The following is a 22700-nucleotide window of genomic DNA, read 5'->3' as shown; positions in this document are numbered from 1 at the left end:
TAATCTGAAAGTGCGAATTATTTTTATCCTCTTTAGCGGTTACGCTCAACTTCTGAACGCATATTTCCGCAGAACCTCCTATTCTCACCCTCAGACAAAAAGGAGGAACGCCATGCGCGTCTATTACGATCGCGATTGCGATGTGAACCTGATCAAGGACAAGAAAGTCGCCATTCTGGGCTACGGCTCGCAGGGCCACGCCCACGCGCTGAACCTGCGCGACTCGGGCGCGAAGAACGTGGCCGTGGCGCTGCGCGACGGATCGCCCTCGAAAGCGAAAGCCGAAGCCGAAGGCCTGCAGGTGATGGGTATCGCCGAAGCGGCTGCCTGGTGCGACGTGATCATGTTCACCATGCCCGACGAACTTCAGGCCGAGACCTACAAGAAGTACGTCCATGACAACCTGAAAGACGGCTCGGCGATCGCATTCGCCCACGGCCTGAACGTGCATTTCGGCCTGATCGAGCCGAAGCCCGGCATCGACGTGATCATGATGGCGCCGAAAGGCCCGGGTCACACCGTGCGCGGCGAATACACCAAGGGCGGCGGCGTGCCGTGCCTCTTCGCGGTCGAGAACGACGCGACCGGCAAGGCGCAGGACATCGCGCTGAGCTACTGCTCGGCCATCGGTGGCGGCCGCTCGGGCATCATCGAGACCAACTTCCGTCAGGAATGCGAAACCGACCTCTTCGGCGAGCAAGCGGTTCTCTGCGGCGGCCTCGTCGAGCTGATCCGCATGGGCTTCGAGACCCTCGTGGAAGCCGGTTACGAGCCGGAAATGGCCTATTTCGAGTGCCTCCACGAAGTGAAGCTGATCGTCGACCTGATCTATGAAGGCGGCATCGCGAACATGAACTACTCGATCTCGAACACCGCCGAATATGGCGAGTATGTCTCGGGTCCGCGCATCCTCCCCTACGAGGAAACCAAGAAGCGCATGAAGGACGTCCTCACCGACATCCAGACCGGCAAATTCGTGCGTGACTTCATGCAGGAAAACGCGGTCGGCCAGCCCTTCTTCAAGGCGACCCGTCGCATCAACGACGAGCACGAAATCGAGCAGGTCGGCGAGAAGCTGCGCGCCATGATGCCCTGGATCTCCAAGGGCAAGATGGTCGACAAGTCGCGCAACTGATCTGCACGACAGCGACGAGATCAGACCCCCGGCCTATGCGCCGGGGGTTCTTTTATATGTGGGGTTACACCCAGTAGCTCGCGCCGTTGGCCATGTTCATCGTCACGCCCCAGGCGAGGTAGAAGAGCCACACGCCGGTCAGCAGCTGGAACACGCCGCCCGCTTTTTCCGCCGTCTCGCTATTGGTCCAGCGCGCGCCGAATTCGGCGAGGTAGATCAGCATCAGGCCGATGAAGAGGATCGCGGCGGGGATGTCGCCATTGCCCCAGAACGAGATCGTGCCCATCGCGCTCAGACCGAACAGCGGGATCGCCATCCACGCCTCGGGCCCGGGATCGGAATGGGTGTAGCGACGCAACCCGATGACGAACCAGTGGATGCCGTAGAGCGAAAAGGCGACAGCCGCCATGTAGAGCGGCGCGGCATTGGCGAAGACCGGAAACCATGTCAGGCCGATCATCAGGTAGATGCCGGTCAGAAGTTGGCCGAACCCGCCGAGGAAGATGCCCCAGAGCCCCAAGGTGCGCTCCTGCGCCAGCGGGTCGCCGGACCAGCTCGGGCCGTTGGCGACGGCCGCGCCGCCCTGGACAAAATAGTTGATCGAGAGCGATAGGAAGCCGATCGCGAGCGGCCAGAAATCTGATGTGGGAAAAATGGATGATTGGTCCATGACGCACCTCCGGTAAATATCGCCCCTCCATTGCTCCAAAGCCGCGGAAGGCCTTGAAGTTCAGTCACGTTTTGGTCACTCCAGACGCTGACCGCGGCAGCGCGCCGCCTTGCGGGGCTACGGGTTTCTTGTCACAGTTCCGCGAATTGAAAGGGAAGCAGATGGCCGAACCCGACCACGAGGAACTCGAAGCGATCTTCGAGGAGCGCGCAAAATTCTTCACCCCGAGATGGTTCGGCGATCTCTTCGCCGGGCGGCTCGCGCCGGGAGATACGTTCTGGGCGGGCAATTACGGACCCGCGCTGGTGGTGGTGCCGTTGATCGTGATCCTCGCGCTGTTCACCGCGCTGATCTCGCCAGGCCATCTTGGCGGCTTCTTTGGAAGCTTCGCCGTGGCCGCCGGGATCTACCGGATCGCTGTGTTGATCGGTTTGACCCGCTCGGTCTGGCGCGCGGAGGCCGGCCCGACTTTCTGGCGCTGGGTCGGCGTGCTTTGGACCGTGTTCGAAGCGGTCGCCCTGATCTGGCTGGGGCTGGGCCTCTTCGGCGGGTAAGAAAAAAGGGGGCGTGCCGCCCCCTCTACTTCGCTCTTTCAAAATATCCCGGGGACGGCCGTAGGCCGGGGGCAGAGCCCCCTTACGCGGTTTCGGCCTCGACGGCGGCGACGATGCTGTCGACGGTCGCTTCCAGCAGGCCCTCGTCCTCGCATTCCGCCATCACGCGGATCAGCGGCTCAGTGCCGGATTTGCGGATCAGAAGACGGCCCTGACCGTTCAGACGGGTCTCCGCGTCCAATATCGCTTTTGCAACATTATCGGCGCTCAGAGGCTCCTGCCCCGCCTGATACCTTACGTTTTTCAACATTTGCGGCACGGTCTCGAATTGCCGCACGAGGTCGGAGGCGCGCAAGCCGGTCTCGACCATCGCGGCGAGGAATTGCAGCCCCGCCATCAGGCCGTCGCCGGTCGTGGCGTAGTCGGTCATGACGATATGACCCGATTGCTCGCCGCCCAGATTGAAGCCGCCTTCACGCATCCGCTCGACCACGTAGCGGTCGCCGACCTTGGTGCGCTCGAGCCGCAGCCCCTCGGCCTCGAGGAAACGCTCCAGCCCCAGATTGGACATCACGGTCGCCACCAGCGCGCCGCCAGACAGCTGACCGGATTCAGCCCAGCGTTTCGCAAACAGCGCCATGATCTGATCGCCATCGGCCACATGGCCGGTCTCGTCGATGATCATCACCCGGTCCGCATCACCGTCGAGTGAGATCCCGAGATCGGCGCCATGGGCCACCACGGCCTCGGCGCAGGTGCTGACATGGGTCGAGCCGCAGCCGTCGTTGATATTGCGCCCGTCGGGCGAGACGCCGACCGGGATCACCTCACAGCCGAGCTCCCACAGAACCGCCGGCGCCGCACGATAGGCCGCCCCATTGGCGCAATCGACGACCACTTTCAGGTCGGGCTTGCGCAGCTTCGGGAAGGTGGTCTTGGCATATTCGACATAGCGCCCCAGACCGTCGTCGATCCGCTTGGCGCGGCCGATATTCTCGGGGCGCGCGAGGCGGATATCGGTGTCCAGCATCGCCTCGATTTCGGTCTCGGCCTCGTCGCTGAGCTTGAACCCGTCGGGACCGAAGAACTTGATCCCGTTATCCTTGGCCGGGTTGTGACTGGCGGAGATCATGATCCCCATATCCGCGCGCATCGAACGGGTCAGGTAGCCAACGGCGGGCGTCGGCACCGGGCCGAGCAGCAGCACGTTCATCCCCGTCGAGGTCAGACCCGCCGTCAGCGCGTTCTCGAACATGTAGCCCGAGAGCCGCGTGTCCTTGCCGATCACGACCCGGTGGCCGCGTGAGTCGTCCTGCCGGAAATAGCGGCCCGCCGCAGCGCCCAGTTTCAGCGCCATCTCGGCGGTCATGTTGCCGGAATTGGCCTCGCCGCGGACACCATCGGTGCCAAAAAGCTTCCTGCTCATTCCTCAAAACCTCTTTTAATCGCGTCCCAGAGCCGGATGCCTTGGGCGATCTCGGCCACATCGTGGACGCGGTGAATTTGAATGCCCTGATCGAGCCCGGCGAGCGTCACGGCCAAAGTACCGGGGGCGCGGCTATCGGCCTCCTCGGCGCCGCCCACGGCCCCGATGAAGCGTTTGCGCGACACGCCGAGCAGCACCGGGCAGCCCAGCCCGTGAAACAGGCTGAGACCGCGGATCAGGGCGAGATTGTGCTGCGCGGTCTTGCCGAAGCCGATACCGGGGTCGGCGATGATCGCCTCGCGCGCGATGCCGTAATCCTCGGCCAGCGCGATGCGGTCTTCGAGATAGTCATAGACGTCGAGCAGCACATCGGTGTAGCGCGGATCGTCCTGCATCGTCTCGGGCAGGCCCTGCGCATGCATCAGGCAGATCGGCGCGCCGGAGACCTGCGCGACCTCGACCATCGCCGGATCGAATTCCATCGCGGAGACATCGTTGAACATCGCAGCCCCCGCCTCCAGCGCCTGATCAGCGACTAGCGACTTGCGGGTGTCGATGGAGATCGGCGCGTCGAAATCGGCATCGCGCAGCGCGGCAATCACGGGCGCGGTGCGGGCGATCTCTTCGTCTTCCTCGACTTCCGTGGCGCCGGGACGGGTCGACTCGCCGCCGATGTCGAGAATGTCGGCGCCCATCTTGCGCAGCGCAACGGCGCGCTCGATCGCGGCGTCCTCGACGTCGAAGCGTCCGCCATCGGAGAAGCTGTCAGGCGTGACGTTCAGAATGCCCATGATCCGCGGCGCATCGAGCGTGATCCCGGCGACCGGGGTGCGCGGGGTGCACAGCCGCTCCATCACCTCTTCGGGCAGATGGGCTGCGGGGATGATCTCGGGCTCGCCATCGCGGCGCAGAATCTCCACCTCATCGAACCAGCACCAGCCCCCGGCGAGGGTCAGGGCCGTGTCGGGACGGGCGGAGTCGGTTCGGGCGACGGGTCGATAATAGAGCTTCTCCATGCGCACCATTCACCCGATTGCGCCCGAGAGTTCAAGCCGTTCAGAGCGGGCGCGTCTCGACCGGCACGCGGCTTCCTGCCGGGGCTGAAACAGTCCCGTGAACTTCCAGCCGGGTCGCGGCCATCTGCTCGGCCAGCCACAGCGCCAGCGCCATCGCGTCGCGCGCGGGGCTTTTCGGGCCGTCAGTCGCGTCCAGCACGATCTTGGAGGGCGCCCAGACGACCATCTGGCCGTGGCGCATCGCCCAGTCGATCTCGGTGCGGGTCGCCACCACAACGCAGCGCGGATCGCGGGCCGCGAGCCGCCATGCGTTCTGCTCGATCGCGAGAAGGTCGATGCGGCGCTGCGTGGGCCCCTGCCCGCTTTCGGGCACGGCGCCGTCGGGCAGCCCCACGGCAAGGATCACGGGATGGCCCGTCTCCTGCAGCACGTCGAGCCGCGCCGCCAGGTCCGGCGCGTCGATAGCGGCGTTGGAGAGATAGGCCACGACCGGGTGCAAGCTTTCCTCCACCCCGCTCTCATCGACGCTTTTCACCGGCACGGAGGCGCGGGAGCGCACGATCTCGACGCCGAGCGCGCCGGGGCCGCGGTCGAGCTTTTCGATCCGCACGAAAACGCGCATCGCCTGCGGGCTGGCGAGGATACGCTCTGCTACACCGGCCGCGAGCGTCTCCAGCAGGTTCACCCGTTCCTCGGCCAATTCCGCCGCGATCGCCTCGGTAATCCGGTCATAGGAGAGGATGCGATCCACGTCGTCTTCGAGCGGCTCCGGCGTGGGACGCACCTCGACGACGACATTGAACTGCAGGCGCTGTGTGTGGCCACGCTCCTGCTGGAAGGCACCGATATCGGCCTCCACCACATGGTCGCGCAGCGAGATGCGATCCCGGGGGTCGGTCGGCGCAGAGGCCGCCGCCCGCGCTTCGGGATGCGAGAAGGCGAGGGAAATATCGGAACTCATGCGCGCCTCGGGAATTTTTCAGTCATGTCGAGCATAGAAAAAGGGCGGACCGAAGCCCACCCTCAACCGTCATTTCATCGCCCGCCCGCGACGCGGGCCCCTGAAAGCGCGGCCTCAGTTCGAGGCGGTGCGCACCGGGTTGGCGTAGAAGATGTGATGGCCGATCGACGCGGTTTTCGCGAAGCGGCGCGACCAGCTCGGGCGCACGGCGCGCGTGTGGAAGTAGGTCGCCCCATCGGTCAGCGAGCGCGGCGCGCCATCGATCATCGCCCGGGCGACTTTCGCGACTTCGGCGTAGGCCCCCTTGTTGCGGACGGTGTCGGAGCGACCGTCGCAATACCAGCTGAACTGGCAGGCGCGCGAATTGCCCTGATGGACAACGCCGCAGATCGAACTGGGGAAGCGCGGATCGTCGACACGGTTCAGGATGACCTCGGCGACGGCCTGCTGGCCCTTCACGCCTTCGCCACGCGCTTCGAAGTAAAGCGCCTGCGAGAGACATTGGAACTGCTCGCCACCCTTGGCAGCGGGTTGCGCGGCCAGCCACTTGGCCGAAAGGACTTCCGGCAGAGTCGCATGTTTTTTCGAGCGTTCCGGCGCCATGGTGAGCGCGGTGACGCGTCGCTTGTCGATCGCGCTCATTGCGGAGCGCTCCGTCCACAGGACCGACATCAGTCCTTGTTCGGCGACCTCAGTGGGGTCGTTCGACTGGCTTACCGTGACTTCGGCACGCAAGCCTCCGGCGAGGGCGAGGAGGATGGCAGCACCCCCCGTCCAGCTTTTCAGCAGTGACATGGTTTTCTTCCGATAAGGTCAATCGCCGCGCACCCCCCATTGAGCCGCGACGGCGCATCGCTTACCCGAGCGAGCTATCCATGTCTAGGTTTTCACGAAAAAATGCGCGACCCCCTACGGAGTCACGGCGGAATCTTGCCAAAATGCACGGTGATTTGCGTGCTATGTCCCTGTCGAATCGCATATCGCGACGCGCGAAGATTTGCCAATGGTATTTGAGAAAAACGGCCAAATTTTCGCTTCTGTGACCTTACCTCTAGGGAAAAGATCGACCGCGCGGCGCAAGGAGTGCGAAATGGGCAGCGGCGAGACGAGCGACCGGCACCCGGAAAGGCGAACAGGAGACATAATCGAATCCCGCAGCCCGGCAGAAGGCGATTGATTCGGGGTTTCCGCCATGTTCGCCGCAGACGGAGATCGTGACATCGGGCCGGGCGGAGCGTCCGCGCGCAGCCCCGATAAGCAGCAACTCCCCTACCCCCTCTACATCGAGGATATGGAACGGGTCTTCGCTATAGACCTGCTGGTTCACATAGGTCGACATGAAGCGGCCCGCATCGTCGCGGGAGAGCCCGTAGGTCATCTGCGTGAGGTCGTTGGTCCCGAAGGACAGGAAGGCCGCGTGTTCGGCGATCTCACCGGCGCGCAGGGCCGCACGGGGCGTCTCCACCATTACGCCGAGGCGGTAGGTGAAATCTTCCTTGGTCTCGGTGCGCACGGCGGCGGCGACCGCATCGACCCGAGTTTTCACGATCTCCACCTCGCGCGAGGCGGAGACGAGCGGGATCATGATCTCCGGCACCACCTCGGCGCCCCGGCGAAGCGCCTCCACGGTGGCCTCGAAGATCGCGCGGGCCTGCATGTCGTAGATCTCGGGCACGGTCACGCCCAAGCGCACGCCGCGCATCCCCAGCATCGGGTTGAACTCGGACAGGGCCTCCACCCGGCGCGTGACCTCGGACAGCGGACGGTCCAGCGCCTCGGCCAGTTCGCGCATCCCCTCGCGGTCATGCGGCAGGAATTCGTGCAGCGGCGGGTCGAAGAGACGGATGCAGACCGGCTCCCCCTTCATCAGTTCGAACAGCGCCCCGAAATCGTCCCGCTGCATCGGCAGCAATCGGTCGAGAGCGGCACGGCGATCTTCCGGCCCGTCGGCGAAGATCATCTCGCGCATCACCGTCAGGCGGTCTTCGTCGAAGAACATATGCTCAGTCCGGCACAGCCCGATCCCGTCCGCCTCGAACATCAGCGCAGTGCGCGCATCCTCCGGCGTGTCGGCATTGGCGCGGATACCGATATCGCGCACCAGATCGGCCCAGCTCAGAAGCGTGCGGAACCCGTCATCCAGCGCGGGCGCGAGCATCTCTGCCGTCCCCACCAGCACCTCGCCATTGGTCCCGTCGAGCGTGATCGTGTCGCCCTCGCGGAACAGCCGCCCCTTGGGACCGCGGAACTGACGCTCGCGGCTGTTGATCTCGATCTCGGCGCCGACGATGCAGGGCAGGCCCAGACCGCGCGCGATCACCGCCGCGTGGGAAGTCATCCCGCCGCGTTCGGTCAGCACGGCGACGGCCGCATGCATCCCGCGGATATCTTCGGGAGAGGTTTCGCGACGCACGAGGATGCAGGGCTCGTCGCGTGCCGCAGAGGCCTGCGCGGCCGCCGCAGAGAACACGACCTTGCCGGTCGCCGCCCCCGGAGAGGCCGCGATCCCGCGCGCCAGCACATCGCGCGGCGCACGCGGATCGACCTGATAGTGCAGAAGCTCGGTGATGGCGCGCGGCTCGACCCGCAGCAGCGCATCCTCGCGCGAGATCACATCGTCATTGGCCAGCGCCACCGCGATGCGGACGGCAGCCCGCGACGAGCGCGGCACCCGCACCGCGTCGATCACATGGACCTTGCCGCTCTCGATGGTGAACTCGATCTGCATCTCTTCGCGCAGCTTCACCCGGCAGCGCGCGCCGTAATCCTTCAGCGTGTCGAAGACGCGGCCATCCGCCTCTTCGAGCGAGGCCCCGCGCGGGTCGCGCGTGAGATAGAGCGTCTCGACCGCGCTCGTGCGGCCCTGGCTCTGGCCGCGGAACCGCCCGGTGATCTGCGGCGCCCCGGTCACGCTATCGACGAATTGCATCGTGCCCGAGCCCGACAGGCCCGGCCCGATCCCCAGCGCCATCTCCTGCACCAGAAGCCCCAGCACCGCATCAGGCGGCGCGCCCTTGGCCTGCCGCAGGAGCCGCGCCGTCGTGCCCTCCCAAGCCCGCGCCATAGAGCGCAGCACCTCGGCCAGCTGCTGGGCGCCCGATTGCGGGAAACGCTCGTCGGTTTCCTCTTCATAGGCGTCGAGCGCCGCTTCCAGCGCACCCGGCCCGGGCTCCTGCTGGAACATGTCCGGATCGAGCCGCGCGACATGGATCGAGTAGAGCTGCACGAAGCGCAGATAGAGCGCGTCGGCGGCCTCACTCCCATGGGTATTCGACAGCACCGCATGCATGTCGTCATTCATGCCGACATTGAGCACCGTGCCCGGCCCGCCCCATTCGGGATTTTCCGGGCTCGGCCGCACCGAGACCAGCATCTGCGGCCCGAAGCAATCCGCGATCGCGGCCATGTCGAAAACCTGTCCCGAGGCAATCGCGCGCACCGTTTCGGCGGGCAGAGCGACGGTTTTCGGGACGGGAAGGTCGAGCCGGATCAGCCGTTGAAGGCATTTCGCGCGCCAGCCGTGACGCGCCTTATCGACCGACGCCGTGGGCGTAAGGGTCACAAAATCAGCGTTTTCAACGGGTTTCTGCATTGCAGCGCGCCTTCTCTCTCGACGCAGGATAGGCTGATTCCCCGCCCTCGCAAGTGTGACATTCGGACAGAAGACGTGGCGTCACTGGCCCGCCCTGTTTCGGCCTTGCGACAGGAGGCGCCGTGGGGGCGCCTCCGGCGGGGATATTTACACCAAGAGGAAGGATCAGCCTTCGATCTTGGTGAGGTCGGCCACATCGAGACAGATCTGCCGGATGCGCGAAAGCAGGTTCAGGCGGTTGCGCCGCAGGATCGGGTTTTCGGCGTTGATCTGCACCGCCTCGAAGAAGGCGTCGATCGGCGCGCGCAGGTCGGCCATCGCGGACATCGCAGCGGCGAAATCTTCGTCTGCCATCGCCGGAGCGATCTTGGCTTCGGCGGCGTCGAGCGCGGCGAAGAGGGCCTTTTCCTCGTCGGTTTCCGCGAATTTCGGATCGGCGCCGAAGCTGTATTCCACCCCGTCCTTTTCCTCGGCCTGCGTGAGAATGTTATTCGCGCGCTTGAAGCCCTGGATCAGGTTCTCGCCATCGTCGGTCTTGAAGAAGTCCGACAGCGCCTCGGCCCGTTTGACGACGAGGGTGAGATCGTCGCTGCCCGGCATGGCGAGCACGGCGTCGATCACGTCGTGGCGGATGCCTGCGTCGCGCAGGTGGACCTTGAGGCGGTCGTGGAAGAAGGACATGAGGTCGGCGGTATCGGCCTCCGGATTGCCCTGGGCAAATACCGACTGAAGGCTCAGGCGCAGATCATTCGCCAGCACCAACCGGATCACGCCCAGCGCCGCGCGACGCAGCGCGAAGGGGTCCTTGCTCCCCGTGGGCTTCTCGTCGATCGCCCAGAAGCCGGTCAGCGTGTCGATCTTGTCGGCGAGCGCGACGGCGACCGAGACAGGCTCGGACGGCACAGCATCGGACGGGCCCAGCGGCGCGTAGTGGTCGCGGCAGGCATCGGCGACGGCATCGGACAGCCCGGCCTTCTGCGCGTAGTAGCGCCCCATCACGCCCTGCAGCTCGGGGAATTCGTAGACCATTTCCGAGCGCAGATCGGATTTGGCGACGCGGGCGGCCTCGGCGGCGAGATCGGGCTTCGCGCCAACCAGCGGCGCGATTTCGCGCGCGAGGTTTTCGATGCGGCGGATGCGGTCGCCTTGCGAGCCCAGCTTGTTATGGAAGGTCACGGCATCGAGCCCCGCGCCCATCCCTTCGAGCCCGTGGGCCTGAACGGTGCGCAGGTCGTTTTCCCAGAAGAACTTGGCATCCGACAGACGCGCCGAGAGCACCTTCTGGTTGCCCGCGAGGATCGTCGCGCCGTGATCGGCGGTCTCGCGGTTCGCAACGGTCACGAAACCCTCGATCCGGGCGGTCTTGGGGTTCTTCACCGAGAAGAATTTCTGGTGCTCTTTCATCGAGGTTTGCAGCACTTCGGGCGGCAGGTCGAGGAATTCGCCGTCGATCTCGCCCATCAGAGTGACGGGCCATTCGACGAGGCCCGAGACCTCGGCCAGCAGACCCTTGTCCGGCACCACTTCCCAGCCCTTGGCGAAGGCCATCTGCGCGGCATCGTGGTCGATCGCCTCGGCGCGCTCGTTCGGGTCGAGCATGACCTTGGCGGATTTCAGCTGCTTGGCGTAGCTCTCAAAGCCCGAGACCTGAAGCACATCGGGCGCCATGAAGCGGTGGCCGCGCGTGGTGTCGCCGGCCTTGATGCCGTCCACCTCGAGCGGCACGACGGTCGCGCCGGCCTCGTCGGTCAGGATCGCGAGGATCGAATGCAGCGGGCGGACCCAGCGCAGCGAACCTTCGCCCCAGCGCATCGATTTCGGCCAGGGGAAGTTGCGGATCGTCTTCTCCAGCACCTCGGCCACGATCTCGGTCGCGGGGCGGCCCGGCTTTTCGATCACGGCGAAATAGACCTGCCCCTTCTTGTCGTCGCGCGCCTCGAGCTGATCCATGCTCAGCCCGGTCGAGCGAAGGAAGCCCTCGATCGCCTTTTCGGGCGCGTCGGTGCGCGGGCCCTTGCGCTCTTCGCGGAGCGTCGGCGAATTCGCGGTCAGCCCCTCGACGGTCAGCGTCAGGCGGCGCGGGGTCGAGAAAGCACCGGCGGAGGCATAGGTCAGACCCGCCTCGACCACGCCATCGGTGATCAGTTTCTTCAGATCCTCGCGGGCCTTGGGCTGCATCCGCGCGGGGATTTCTTCGGAGAACAGTTCAATCAGAAGATCGGGCATGTCATTTCTCCGCTTCGTCGTTCAGTTGGTGCCAGACATAGGCCCGGCCATCGGGATAAAGAGCCACGACGCGGTCAACGCCGGGGTGGATGTTGTGTTGCGACAGGAAGGCCACCGCACGGCCTGCCTCGAGGTCCGCACCGATGGTTTTCGCATCATAGCAGTCGAACCATTTCGGGCCGATCAGCGGGGTCGGTCGGTCGTAGACCTCATAGGTCTCGGTCGCCGTTGCAATCGACAGATCGGTGTCGAAGCAGGCCCGGTAGCGCAGGGGCGAGCTGTCCGCGTCGATCCCTTTGTAGCCCTCGGCCTGCAACGGGTCCTGCGTCGTGCCGTCCAGCTCCATCAGCGAGACTTTCGCCGCGTCGGAGCCCGGCGCGATCTCGTCGTAATAGCCGTATTCCTGCGAATAATAGACCACCGCGCCGAAGACGAGCGCGATTACCACGATGCCGCCTCCGATGAGCTTACCATTCACGCGACAGCCTCGTTGGCTTCATTCGTGGCCGCCCCGCCCGCTTCGGTCTGCACGAAAGCGTCGGCGCAGGCCTTCGCCAGCGCGCGAACGCGGCCGATATAGGCCTGACGCTCGGTGACCGAGATCACGCCGCGCGCATCGAGCAGGTTAAAGAGGTGGCTGGCCTTGATGCACTGGTCGTAAGCAGGATGCGCCATGATGATCTTGCGGCCCGCATCGTCAGCTTCGGGCGAGGCGAGGATACGTTCGCATTCGGCCTCGGCATCCTCGAAATGGCGCAGCAGCGTCTCGGTATCGGCCACGTCGAAATTCCAGCGCGAGTATTCCTGCTCGGTCTGGCGGAACACGTCGCCGTATTTCAGCGCGATCGGCGCGGAGGGGTCGTTATAGGGCATGTCCATGACGTGATCGATGCCCAGCACATACATCGCCAGACGCTCGAGCCCGTAGGTCAGCTCGCCCGAGACCGGCTTGCAGTCATGGCCGCCGACTTGCTGGAAATAGGTGAACTGGCTGACTTCCATACCGTCGCACCAGACCTCCCAGCCAAGCCCCCACGCACCGAGCGTCGGGCTTTCCCAGTCATCTTCCACGAAGCGGATATCGTGCAGTTCGGTGTCGATCCCGATCGCGCGGAGCGAGCCGAGATACAGTTCCTGCAGATCCGGCGGGCTCGGTTTGATGAGCACCTGATACTGATAATAGTGCTGCAGGCGGTTCGGGTTCTCGCCGTAGCGGCCATCGGTCGGACGGCGCGAGGGCTGGACATAGGCTGCCGCCCACGGCTTGGAGCCGAGCGCGCGCAGCGTCGTCGCCGGGTGGAAGGTGCCTGCCCCCACTTCCATGTCATAAGGCTGCATCACCGCGCAGCCTTTCGAGGCCCAATAGCTCATCAGGCGCAGGATGATTTCCTGAAAGGATTTCGGGGCGTCCGGGTTTGCCATATTTCGCACCTTCCGTTGAAGCGCCTTCTCTCTAGGCAAGGGGCGCGGGGGCGTCAACGCCCTGCAAGGATTAGGGCGGACGATCTGCGCAACTCGACATGCAATGCTGCGGCCCCCGCCCCACAACGACGGATTTCATGACTCAAAAGAGGGCGTTTGGGGGGTGACCTCCGCCCGCGTTTCGCTAAGGTCGGGGGAAAAGCATATTTTACGGGGGCAGCAATGCGGGCAATTACACGGACAGTTTCGATCGTCGTCGGAGCCAGCCTCACCGGCATGCTCTGGACCGGCACGGCCTGGGCCGAAGCCTGGGTGCAGATCGAGGCGAAAAGCTCGCTTGCCCAAGCCGAAGCGCGCGCCCGCGACTGGGCAGGCATGTTCCCCGACACGACGGGTTTTCGGCTCGATTCCGGCTGGTATGCGATCGCGCTTGGCCCCTTTGCCGACGATGCGGAGGCGAATGCACGCCGCCGGGTTCTGCGCCGCGAAGGGCTGATCCCGCGCGACAGTTTCGTGGCCGATGGTAACAACTTCCGCCAGCAGTTCTGGCCGGTCGGCGCGACCTTGAACGCCCCCGCGCAGGTGCCCGAACAACCCGCCCCGCAAGCCGACACCCAAAGCGACGTGCGCGGCGCGCCGATGCCCGCCCCGATCGACGTGGAGCCGCTGGACGGGCCGGATGCGACCGCGCAATCGGGCGATCAGACCACGCCCCCGGACACGTCCGCACAAGACACCGCCACCGCGCCTGAGCCGGTGAGCCCCGACACCACAACCACAGCCGCCGCCCCGCAGGAGGTCACCCCCGCGCCCGAACCGGTCGAGACGCTGCGGGACTCACGTCGGCTGGAGGCTGCGCTCGATCCGCAAACCAAGCGCGACATCCAGACCGCGCTGGAATGGGAAGGCAGCTATCAGGGTGCGATCGACGGGATTTTCGGCCGCGGCACGCGCAGTTCGATCGCCGACTGGCAGATGAAGAACGATTACGAGCCGACCGGCGTGCTGTCCTCGACCCAGCAGGCGGCGCTTCTGGACAAGGTCGCATCCGAGCGTGCGGCGCTGGGGCTGCAGACCGTGACCGAAGATCAGGCCGGCATCCGGATCGACCTGCCGATGGGGCTGGTGAAATTCGACCGCTACAACGCGCCTTTCGTGAATTACGCGCCCAAGGATGGCAGCGGCGTGCAGGTTCTGCTGATCTCGCAACCCGGCGATGCGGCGCGGCTGCGTGGTCTTTATGACGCGATGCAGACGCTCGAAATCGTGCCGACGGGAGGCGAGCGCAACATTCGCGGCAACAGCTTCACCATTGAGGGCCAGAACAGCGCGGTGCAGTCCTACACCCATGCGGAACTCTCGCGCGGGCAGATCAAGGGCTTCACGCTGGTTTGGCCTGCCGGGGACGACAAGCGCCGGGCCCGCGTGCTCGACGCGATGAAAAAGAGCTTCACGCCCATCGGCACCTCGTCGCTCGACGCGACGCTCGGCCAGCCGATGTCGGTGACGCGGGCCGCCCTGATGGCGGGGATCGAGAAGCGCGCGCCGATCTTCTCGCGCTCGGGCTTCTTTATCGATGCCGATGGCCATGTGCTGACCGCCGCCGAGGGGCTCGACCAATGCGGACGGATCACCATCGAGGATCACCCCGCCTCGCTCAGCTTCGACGGCGGCGCGAAGGGCTATGCGGTCCTGACCCCGAAAGACACGCTGGTGCCGAAGGAAGTTGCGAAGTTCAACCCCGATGCGCCGATGGCCGGGAGCAAGGTGGCGGTGGCGGGCTTCTCCTATCCCGAAGCGCTCTCCGCGCCGGTGCTGAATTTCGGCACGCTCTCCGCCCTCAAGGGGCTGGAGGGACAAGACAATCAGGCCCGGATCGAGGCGCAGACCCGCGCGGGCGACGTGGGCGGGCCGGTGCTCGACGGCACGGGCGCGGTCGTGGGGATGTTGCTGCCCTCGGGCGGCGACGCGAACCGCGTGCTGCCCGACAACCTGACTGTTGCGCTGCAGGCGAAGGCGATGGCGCCGGGCCTGTCGGACAATGGCTTCACCCCGAAAGCCGCAGGCATCTCGGCCAATCGAGACCCGGAAGACCTGCAGCAGATCGCGGACGGGATGGTGGTGCAGATTTCCTGCTGGAAGTGATCAGCCCCGCCAGAAGCGCGGCAGCAGCAGCACGAGCACGCTCATCAGTTCGAGCCGCCCGAGGCACATTGCCGCGCTCATCAGCCATTTCGCGCTGTCAGGGAAATCCGCGACCGAGCCGTTCGCGGTGATCTCCGGTCCCCATGCGGGGCCGATATTGGCGATCGAGGTCCAGGCGGCGGTCATCGCCGTCTCGGTCCCGAGCCCGGTGAAGGTCAGCGCAATGATCAGCATCCCGAAAATCAGGATGAACAACGAGAAGAAGGCCATCACCGAGTTGACCACGCTATCCTCGACCGGGCGGCCGTCATATTGCACTTTCAGCAGACGGTGCGGCGAGTAGAGCCGCTGGATCTGCGCCTTGATCGCTTCGAGAAGGATCAGGTAGCGGAACACCTTGACCGAACAGGCGGTGGAGGCCGTGCAGCCCCCGATCAGCCCGGAAATCAGCAGGATCGTGAAGGCCAGATGCCCCCATTGGGTCACGTCCTCCGAGGCATAGCCCGTGCCGGTGAAGGTCGAAACCACGTTGAACGTCACCTCGCGCAGCGTCGGCCAGAAGGACGCCTCGTGGCGGATCATGCGGTAAAGAACGATGATCGCGATCGCATAGCCCATCCAGCGCAGGAAGGCGCGCACCTGCGGGTCGCGCCAGAGCGGCATCGTGTCGCCGCGCATCACCTGAACGAAGCGGATGAACGGCATCGCGGCCAGCGCCATGAAGACCGAGGCGGCGTATTCCGGCGCGCCCTTATAGGTGGCGAAGCTGGCGTCGTAATTGGAAAATCCGCCCGTGCTCATCGTGGTGAGCGCATGCATGATCGCGTCGAACCCCTTCATCCCGAGGCCGAGATAGGTCAGCGCGCAGGCGATGGTCAGCCCGACATAGATGCGGATCAACGCGGTCGAGATATCCATCGCGCGCGGCAGGATTTTCCCAAGCGTATCAAACCCTTCCGAGCGGAAGAACTGCATCCCGCCGACCTTCATCACCGGCAGGAAGATCATCGCGACGATGATGATCCCCAGACCGCCCAGCCATTGCAGCAGCCCGCGCCAGAGGTTCACCCCCGGCGGCAACCCGTCGAGATGCGGGATCGCGGTGGTGCCGGTCGTGGTCAGGCCCGACATCGCCTCGAAATAGGCATCGACCAGCGACAGATGCGGCACGCCCAGCATGAAGGGCAGCGCCCCGAAGAAGGGCAGCGTCAGCCAGACGAGCGAGGTTAGCAGGAAGCTCTGATGGATCGACAGCGTCCGGGCCAGACCGTCACGCGAGGCCAGCGCCAGAAGCGCCCCCGCCGTCGTCGTCAGCACCGCGCTTTCGACGAAGACCAGCCAATGCGCTGCACCATAACCCAAATCCACCGCTGCCGGGATAAGCATCGTCAGCCCCAGCACGGATGTCAGCATTCCGATGATATATCCAACCGGGCGCAGATCGATCATGCGCCCCACCTTGCCCAGAGCGCCGGTCTAGTCAATCCCAGACGGGCCGGGACAGGCCTGCGGTCGCGTAGCGTGACTTTGCAAACCCGAGCGGTTTGGTCAGTAAATTTGCCCAACTTTGCAGGTAGGCCCTTGCGCTGCGGCGCGGCAACTGTACCGTAGCGGCCACTTTCGACAACAGGGAGAACGCTATGTTCAACAAGATCCTCGTGGCCAACCGTGGCGAGATCGCCATCCGAGTGATGCGCGCCGCCAACGAGCTCGGCAAAAAGACGGTCGCCGTCTATGCCGAAGAGGACAAGTTGGGCCTGCACCGTTTCAAGGCCGATGAAGCGTACCGGATTGGCGAAGGCCTCTCCCCCGTCGGCGCCTATCTCTCCATCGAAGAGATCATCCGCGTCGCCAAGGAAAGCGGTGCCGATGCGATCCACCCGGGCTATGGCCTTCTGTCGGAGAACCCCGATTTCGTCGAAGCCTGCGACGCCGCCGGCATCACCTTTATCGGCCCGAAGGCCGAAACGATGCGCGCGCTCGGCGACAAGGCCTCGGCCCGTCGCGTGGCGATCAAGGCCGGTGTGCCGGTAATCCCCGCGACCGAAGTGCTGGGCGAGGATTTCGACGCGATCAAGAAAGAAGCCGCCGAGATCGGCTACCCGCTGATGCTGAAAGCCAGCTGGGGCGGCGGCGGGCGCGGCATGCGCCCGATCCTTGGCGAGGAGGAACTGGTCGAGAAGGTCCGCGAGGGCCGTCGCGAAGCCGAGGCCGCCTTCGGCAATGGCGAGGGCTATCTCGAGAAGATGATCACCCGCGCGCGCCACGTCGAAGTGCAGCTGCTGGGCGATACGCATGGCAATCTGTATCACCTCTATGAGCGCGACTGCACCGTGCAGCGCCGCAACCAGAAGGTCGTCGAACGCGCCCCTGCCCCCTACCTCTCGGACGAGCAGCGCGAAGAAGTCTGCCAGCTCGCGCTGAAGATCGGTCAGGCCGTCGGCTATGAATGTGCCGGCACGGTCGAATTCCTGATGGATATGGACTCGGACAATTTCTACTTCATCGAGGTGAACCCGCGCGTTCAGGTCGAGCATACCGTGACCGAAGAGGTCACCGGCATCGACATCGTGCAGGCCCAGATCAAGATCGCCGAGGGCGCGACGCTGGCAGAGGCCACCCGCGCCAAGTCGCAAGACGAGATCGAGCTTTCGGGCCACGCGCTGCAATGCCGCGTGACCACCGAGGATCCGCAGAACAACTTCATCCCCGATTACGGTCGCCTGACCGCCTATCGCTCGGCCACCGGCAACGGCATTCGCCTCGATGGCGGCACGGCCTATGCGGGCGGCGTCATCACGCGCTATTACGACTCGCTTCTGGTGAAGGTCACCGCCTGGGCGCAGGATCCCGATCAGGCGATCCGCCGGATGGACCGCGCCCTGCGCGAATTCCGTATCCGCGGCGTGAGCACGAATATCGACTTCGTCATCAACCTGCTCAAACACCCGACCTTCCTCGACATGAGCTACACGACGAAGTTCATCGACACGACGCCGGAGCTGTTCGACTTCAAGCAGCGCCGCGACCGGGGCACCAAGATCCTGACCTATATCGCGGATATCACCGTGAACGGTCACCCCGAGACCGCGGGCCGCAACAAGCCCCATGCGGAGGCGAAACCGCCGCGCCTGCCCGCCTACAAGGATGAGGCAAAACCGGGCAGCCGGAACCTGCTGGAGAAGGAAGGCGCGAAGGCCGTCGCCGACTGGATGAAGGCGCAGAAGAAGCTGCTGCTGACAGACACCACGATGCGCGACGGCCACCAGTCGCTGCTTGCGACCCGGATGCGCTCGATCGACATGATCAAGGCCGCGCCCGCCTATGCCTCGAACCTCAGCGACCTGTTCTCGGTCGAATGCTGGGGCGGCGCGACCTTCGACGTGGCCTATCGCTTCTTGCAGGAATGCCCGTGGCAGCGCCTGCGCGACATCCGCGAGGAAATGCCCAATATCCTGACGCAGATGCTGCTGCGCGCCTCGAACGGCGTGGGCTACACGAACTACCCCGACAACGTGGTGCAATTCTTCGTTAAGCAGGCGGCGGAAAGTGGCGTCGACGTGTTCCGCGTCTTCGACTCGCTGAACTGGGTCGAGAATATGCGGGTCGCGATGGATGCGGTGATCGAGAGCGGCAAGATCTGTGAAGGCACGATCTGCTACACCGGCGATATCCTCGATCCGGACCGCGCCAAGTATGACCTGAAATACTATATCGGGATGGCAAAAGAGCTGGAGGCCGCGGGCGCGCATGTGCTGGGTCTCAAGGACATGGCGGGCCTGCTGAAACCCGCCGCCGCCCGCAAGCTGATCGCGGCGCTGAAGGAAGAGGTCGATATCCCGATCCACTTCCACACCCATGACACGAGCGGAATCGCGGGCGCGACCATTCTCGCGGCGGCAGATGCGGGCGTCGATGCGGTGGATGCGGCGATGGACGCCTTCTCGGGCGGCACTTCGCAGCCCTGCCTCGGCTCGATCGTGGAGGCGCTGGCCCATACCGAGCGCGATACCGGCCTCGACATCCACGCGATCCGCATGATGTCGAACTACTGGGAGGCCGTGCGCCACCAATATGCGGCCTTCGAGAGCGGCCTCGAAGCCCCGGCCTCCGAGGTCTATCTACACGAAATGCCCGGCGGCCAGTTCACCAACCTCAAGGCGCAGGCGCGCTCGCTGGGGCTGGAGGAGCGCTGGCATGAGGTGGCCCAGGCCTACGCCGACGCCAACCAGATCTTCGGCGATATCGTGAAGGTCACGCCGTCCTCGAAAGTCGTGGGCGACATGGCGCTGATGATGGTCGCGCAGGGCCTGTCGAAGGAAGACGTGCTCGACCCGGCCAAGGATGTTTCCTTCCCGGATTCGGTGATCGACATGATGCGCGGCAATCTCGGCCAACCGCCCGGCGGCTGGCCCGAGGGGGTTGTGAAGAAGGTGCTCAAGGGCGAGCATCCCTCGACCGAGCGCCCCGGCAAGAACCTGCCCCCGGTCGATCTGGAAGCCGCCCGCAAGGAGGTCTCCGATCAGCTCGACGGGCGCGAAATCGACAATGAGGATCTCGCGGGCTACCTGATGTATCCCAAGGTCTTCACCGATTACGCGAGCCGCCACGAAGCCTATGGCCCGGTGCGCACCCTGCCGACCCCGGTCTTCTTCTACGGGATGGAGCCGCAAGACGAGATCTCCGCCGAGATCGACCCCGGCAAGACGCTGGAAATCCGCTATCTCACCACCGGCGAGACCGACGAGCTGGGCGAGGTGAAGGTCTATTTCGAACTCAACGGCCAGCCCCGCGCCGTGCGCGTCCCCAACCGCGCGGTGAAGGCGACGACGGCGGCGAAGCCGAAGGCCGAAGCGGGCAATGCGAACCATATCGGCGCGCCGATGCCGGGCTCGATCGCCTCGATCGCGGTCAATGTCGGCCAGAAGGTGAAACCGGGCGACATGCTCCTGACCATCGAAGCGATGAAGATGGAGACGGGCATCCATTCCGACCGCGAAGCCACGGTGAAGGCGATCCATGTCTCGCCGGGCGCCCAGATCGACGCGAAGGATCTGCTGGTCGAACTGGAGTAATCTTTCCTGCATTGAACAGAACGCGCGCCGAGGCCCCGCCCCGGCGCGCGTTTGTGTCTATTGGCAAGATTAGGGCCTGAACGTCGTTGGCGACACGGAGGCCCCTGTTTCTTGTCGACCGCCCTACCGGCAGCGTTGACAAGAACGTCCGGGTTCATAGTATCGCAGAGAGTTTTATCAGTATCTAAATCTATTCATAATTTTCAGAAAGATTTGTGAATGACGACGATTAGAGCGGAGTCCGACTGCGCGAAAGCAAGCATCAATTTCGAGAAAATTTCGCGCTGGCAATATCTCCTGACACAACGTGAGATTTCGGACACGATCCTGAAGCGATACAGTTTCGGCGGCTGGCACCTTCATGTCGGCGACGGAGTATGCGTTTCGAAGCTGGAAGATGCCAAAGGCCGTGCGATTGGCCTTTTCATCGGTATCGGAGTTGATAACTCGAGCTTGGTGAAAAGCACCCACAAAATCCCGTCACTCGATTTGGATCGCGATAGCTTCTTCGAGGATTTCGAAGACTGGCTCTTTTATGTTTCCGGTCGGTATAATGTATTTATTGCCAAAGGCGCTTCAAAGCAATTTTACAGTGACGCGGTCGGCATGAATGGCATGGTCTATGACCGTGAAGAACGACAGGTCGCGTCGAGCCTTGCCCTTTGCATCGAGCGCGATGCGATACCTCATCCGCTATACGACCATTCTCTCATCGAGCGCGGCGAAGGCAATTACAGCCTGTTCCACACTTACGATAAGGATGTCCGTCGCGGTAATCCGAATTTCTATCTCAATCTCAATGACTTCTCCGAAACTCGCTTTTGGCCCCGCGACGAGGATTTCACGACGGATCGATCACATGACGATATTTACGGAGAAATAATTCAACGAACCTCTAAGGTTATCGGAGAGATTAACGCCAATTTCAAAACCGCGCTCCCGTTATCGGGAGGGCAGGATAGCCGCTTGCTCGCTTCGATATCGCGCACGAACCTCGCGGGCTTCGACCAATTTTTCACCCATATCCATAATTACGCGAGCAGGATCGACGCAACGATCGCTGGAACACTCGCGAAGGTCCTGCAGGTCGAGCATGAAATCCACGACAAGCGGAATATCAAGGTCTCTGAAGAGGATGTTTCGCGGTTCGAAGCCGAATTCCATGCCGCGCTCGGGTTCAAGAAAAAGCTGACCCGAGAAGTCGCTCACGGGCTGCATGAATGCCTCGAGGATAGGATGGTAATCCTGCGCGGCCACCAAACCGACTTGTTGCGTGCCGTGTTCATCGACAAACTGGGCGAGGACGGAAGAAATAACCTACGCTGGCAAGTCAAACGCCTGCTGATCGTTCCGGGCAAAGCGTTCGACCGCAAGACATACAGGACGTTTCTACCCGAGTATCGGAACTGGGTCGAAACGCTTCCGGAAAACGCTGCGAAACGCCAAGTCGACCTTATGTTCCTCGAAATTTACTACAGCTCGACAATCGGGCTCATTTTCCCGGCACTTACGCGAAATTTCTTCATGTCGCCCTTCAACAGTCGACATTTGATATCCCTGTCTCTTTCAATCGAAGAGGGTTATCGCAAAAACAGCTTTGCGGTTAACGATATTATTTTCCAGGTTGATCCTGAGCTTCACGACGTCCCGTTCGATTATGAATTCGGCGGTGCCGATCTCGGGCGCATCGACGACCAACAGGCGATGGCGGAGCTGACAGCCGCGCGCCGCAAAGCCAGCGAAACGCGCGTCGCACTCAGGACGCAGCACCCAGATTTGGCGGCGTCCGAGGACGTCCTTGTGCCCTGAGCGACGAGCTCGCGCATGAAGCTCGAGGGACGAGGGTCACCGTAGAGGGCTGAACTTCCGTCTCGCGACGTCGCAAAACGTGTCTGCGCGCCTCCAGAGGTCGGCAATGGTTAGACATGCGGCCAAACTCTGCACGTTCGACAGATGACAAACGCTCAGGAGCGCCCGCCTTTGATTACGATGTCTTATCGTAATTCTACGACGAAGAGGCCGCGCCCCCTGCCCCGGCTCGGATCGCATGGATCGGGTCGCAGGAGCCCCAAGCCGTCTCAGACCGATAGCCTCGCGGGCGCACCGCGATCGAGGCCTTACCGCTGGCCTTCAAACGGGTCACGCGAAACTCGACGCGCGGGGTGTAGTAGTTGCGCTTGGTCTTGAGCCTGTCGACCTTCCAGCCAAACGTCGTGCGCTTTGGATTGTCGACAAGCACCTGCACCGGCTGCAACGGCAAGTCGAAATGATGGAGGAACGTGTCGTAGACCTTCCATTCCCCGCCCGGGATTTTCAGCAAATCGACCTCGCCGGGTGTCGAATTCGACAGATGGCCGGTCTCGAAGGTGCAACGCATCACCTGCGTTCCACGCGGCAGCTTCGGCTGCTCGGGATTGGCCAGAACCGGGCCAGCGGAAAAGACGACGAAAGCTGCAAAAAGAAATGGACGGAACATAT

Annotated in this window: 16 protein-coding genes; 5 read left to right on the top strand and 11 right to left on the bottom strand. The window is 63.7% G+C overall.

The genetic code is table 11. The features are described 5' to 3' along the window. Positions 1-52: 52 nt before the first annotated feature. Entirely contained in the window at positions 53-1135 is a 1083-nt protein-coding gene (gene ilvC, locus F8R15_RS12350) for a ketol-acid reductoisomerase (RefSeq protein WP_078520579.1), read from the top strand. Positions 1136-1199: 64 nt separating this feature from the next. On the opposite strand, the gene F8R15_RS12345 is transcribed toward ilvC, so the two are convergent. Then, on the bottom strand, positions 1200-1805 hold the full coding sequence (locus tag F8R15_RS12345) for a hypothetical protein (protein WP_078604543.1): 606 nt from the start codon (positions 1803-1805) through the stop codon (positions 1200-1202). A gap of 161 nt (positions 1806-1966) precedes the next feature. On the opposite strand from F8R15_RS12345, the gene F8R15_RS12340 reads away from it, so the two are divergent. Continuing rightward, positions 1967-2359 carry a hypothetical protein gene (locus tag F8R15_RS12340; RefSeq protein ID WP_152844783.1) on the top strand — a complete coding sequence of 131 codons (393 nt, stop codon included), beginning with the start codon at positions 1967-1969 and terminating at the stop codon, positions 2357-2359. Positions 2360-2441: 82 nt separating this feature from the next. On the opposite strand, the gene glmM is transcribed toward F8R15_RS12340, so the two are convergent. From glmM to F8R15_RS12300, 8 genes are all read right to left on the bottom strand, one after another. Then, a complete protein-coding gene (gene glmM / locus F8R15_RS12335; protein WP_078548038.1) occupies positions 2442-3785 on the bottom strand; it encodes a phosphoglucosamine mutase in 1344 nt (447 codons plus the stop codon). Next, positions 3782-4801, bottom strand: a complete 1020-nt coding sequence (gene folP / locus F8R15_RS12330; RefSeq protein WP_152844782.1) for a dihydropteroate synthase — start codon at positions 4799-4801, stop codon at positions 3782-3784. Before folP ends, glmM begins: the two co-directional genes overlap by 4 nt. Positions 4802-4841: 40 nt before the next feature. Further along, positions 4842-5762 (bottom strand): dihydroneopterin aldolase, encoded by a 921-nt coding sequence (locus tag F8R15_RS12325; RefSeq protein ID WP_083079029.1) that lies wholly within the window; start codon positions 5760-5762, stop codon positions 4842-4844. Between the two features lie 114 nt (positions 5763-5876). Beyond that, on the bottom strand, positions 5877-6557 hold the full coding sequence (locus F8R15_RS12320; protein ID WP_152844781.1) for a cell wall hydrolase: 681 nt from the start codon (positions 6555-6557) through the stop codon (positions 5877-5879). Positions 6558-6813: 256 nt separating this feature from the next. Further along, positions 6814-9354, bottom strand: coding sequence for a putative PEP-binding protein (locus F8R15_RS12315; protein ID WP_152844780.1), 2541 nt, complete (start codon positions 9352-9354; stop codon positions 6814-6816). 165 nt (positions 9355-9519) lie between these two features. Beyond that, the gene (gene glyS / locus F8R15_RS12310) at positions 9520-11580 is read right to left on the bottom strand and encodes a glycine--tRNA ligase subunit beta (RefSeq protein ID WP_152844779.1); all 2061 of its coding nucleotides are present in this window, start codon (positions 11578-11580) and stop codon (positions 9520-9522) included. A 1-nt stretch (position 11581) separates the two neighbouring features. Next, positions 11582-12058: a DUF6446 family protein gene (locus F8R15_RS12305; RefSeq protein ID WP_078541861.1), complete on the bottom strand. Its 477-nt coding sequence runs from the start codon at positions 12056-12058 to the stop codon at positions 11582-11584. After that, entirely contained in the window at positions 12055-13002 is a 948-nt protein-coding gene (locus tag F8R15_RS12300) for a glycine--tRNA ligase subunit alpha (RefSeq protein WP_078520277.1), read from the bottom strand. The genes F8R15_RS12305 and F8R15_RS12300 overlap by 4 nt, the downstream gene beginning before the upstream one ends. Before the next feature lie 222 nt (positions 13003-13224). Between F8R15_RS12300 and F8R15_RS12295 the strand changes: the two genes are divergently transcribed. After that, the gene (locus tag F8R15_RS12295) at positions 13225-15147 is read left to right on the top strand and encodes a trypsin-like peptidase domain-containing protein (protein ID WP_152844778.1); all 1923 of its coding nucleotides are present in this window, start codon (positions 13225-13227) and stop codon (positions 15145-15147) included. On the opposite strand, the gene F8R15_RS12290 is transcribed toward F8R15_RS12295, so the two are convergent. After that, positions 15148-16596 carry a TrkH family potassium uptake protein gene (locus F8R15_RS12290; protein ID WP_078520279.1) on the bottom strand — a complete coding sequence of 483 codons (1449 nt, stop codon included), beginning with the start codon at positions 16594-16596 and terminating at the stop codon, positions 15148-15150. 191 nt (positions 16597-16787) lie between these two features. On the opposite strand from F8R15_RS12290, the gene F8R15_RS12285 reads away from it, so the two are divergent. Together F8R15_RS12285 and F8R15_RS12280 are read left to right on the top strand one after the other, a co-directional pair. Beyond that, positions 16788-20222: a pyruvate carboxylase gene (locus F8R15_RS12285; RefSeq protein WP_152844777.1), complete on the top strand. Its 3435-nt coding sequence runs from the start codon at positions 16788-16790 to the stop codon at positions 20220-20222. A gap of 219 nt (positions 20223-20441) precedes the next feature. Then, positions 20442-22031: a hypothetical protein gene (locus F8R15_RS12280; protein WP_152844776.1), complete on the top strand. Its 1590-nt coding sequence runs from the start codon at positions 20442-20444 to the stop codon at positions 22029-22031. A 196-nt stretch (positions 22032-22227) separates the two neighbouring features. Here the strand turns inward: F8R15_RS12280 and F8R15_RS12275 are convergent, their stop codons facing one another. Continuing rightward, a complete protein-coding gene (locus F8R15_RS12275; protein WP_078548057.1) occupies positions 22228-22698 on the bottom strand; it encodes a hypothetical protein in 471 nt (156 codons plus the stop codon). Between the last annotated feature and the right edge of the window lie 2 nt (positions 22699-22700).

The sequence above is a fragment of the Thioclava sp. JE_KL1 genome, assembly GCF_009296265.1.
In the GTDB taxonomy this organism is placed as follows: Bacteria; Pseudomonadota; Alphaproteobacteria; order Rhodobacterales; family Rhodobacteraceae; genus Thioclava.
Note: the sequence above shows the minus strand (reverse complement) of the source record. Positions and strands in the feature narration are given on the sequence as shown.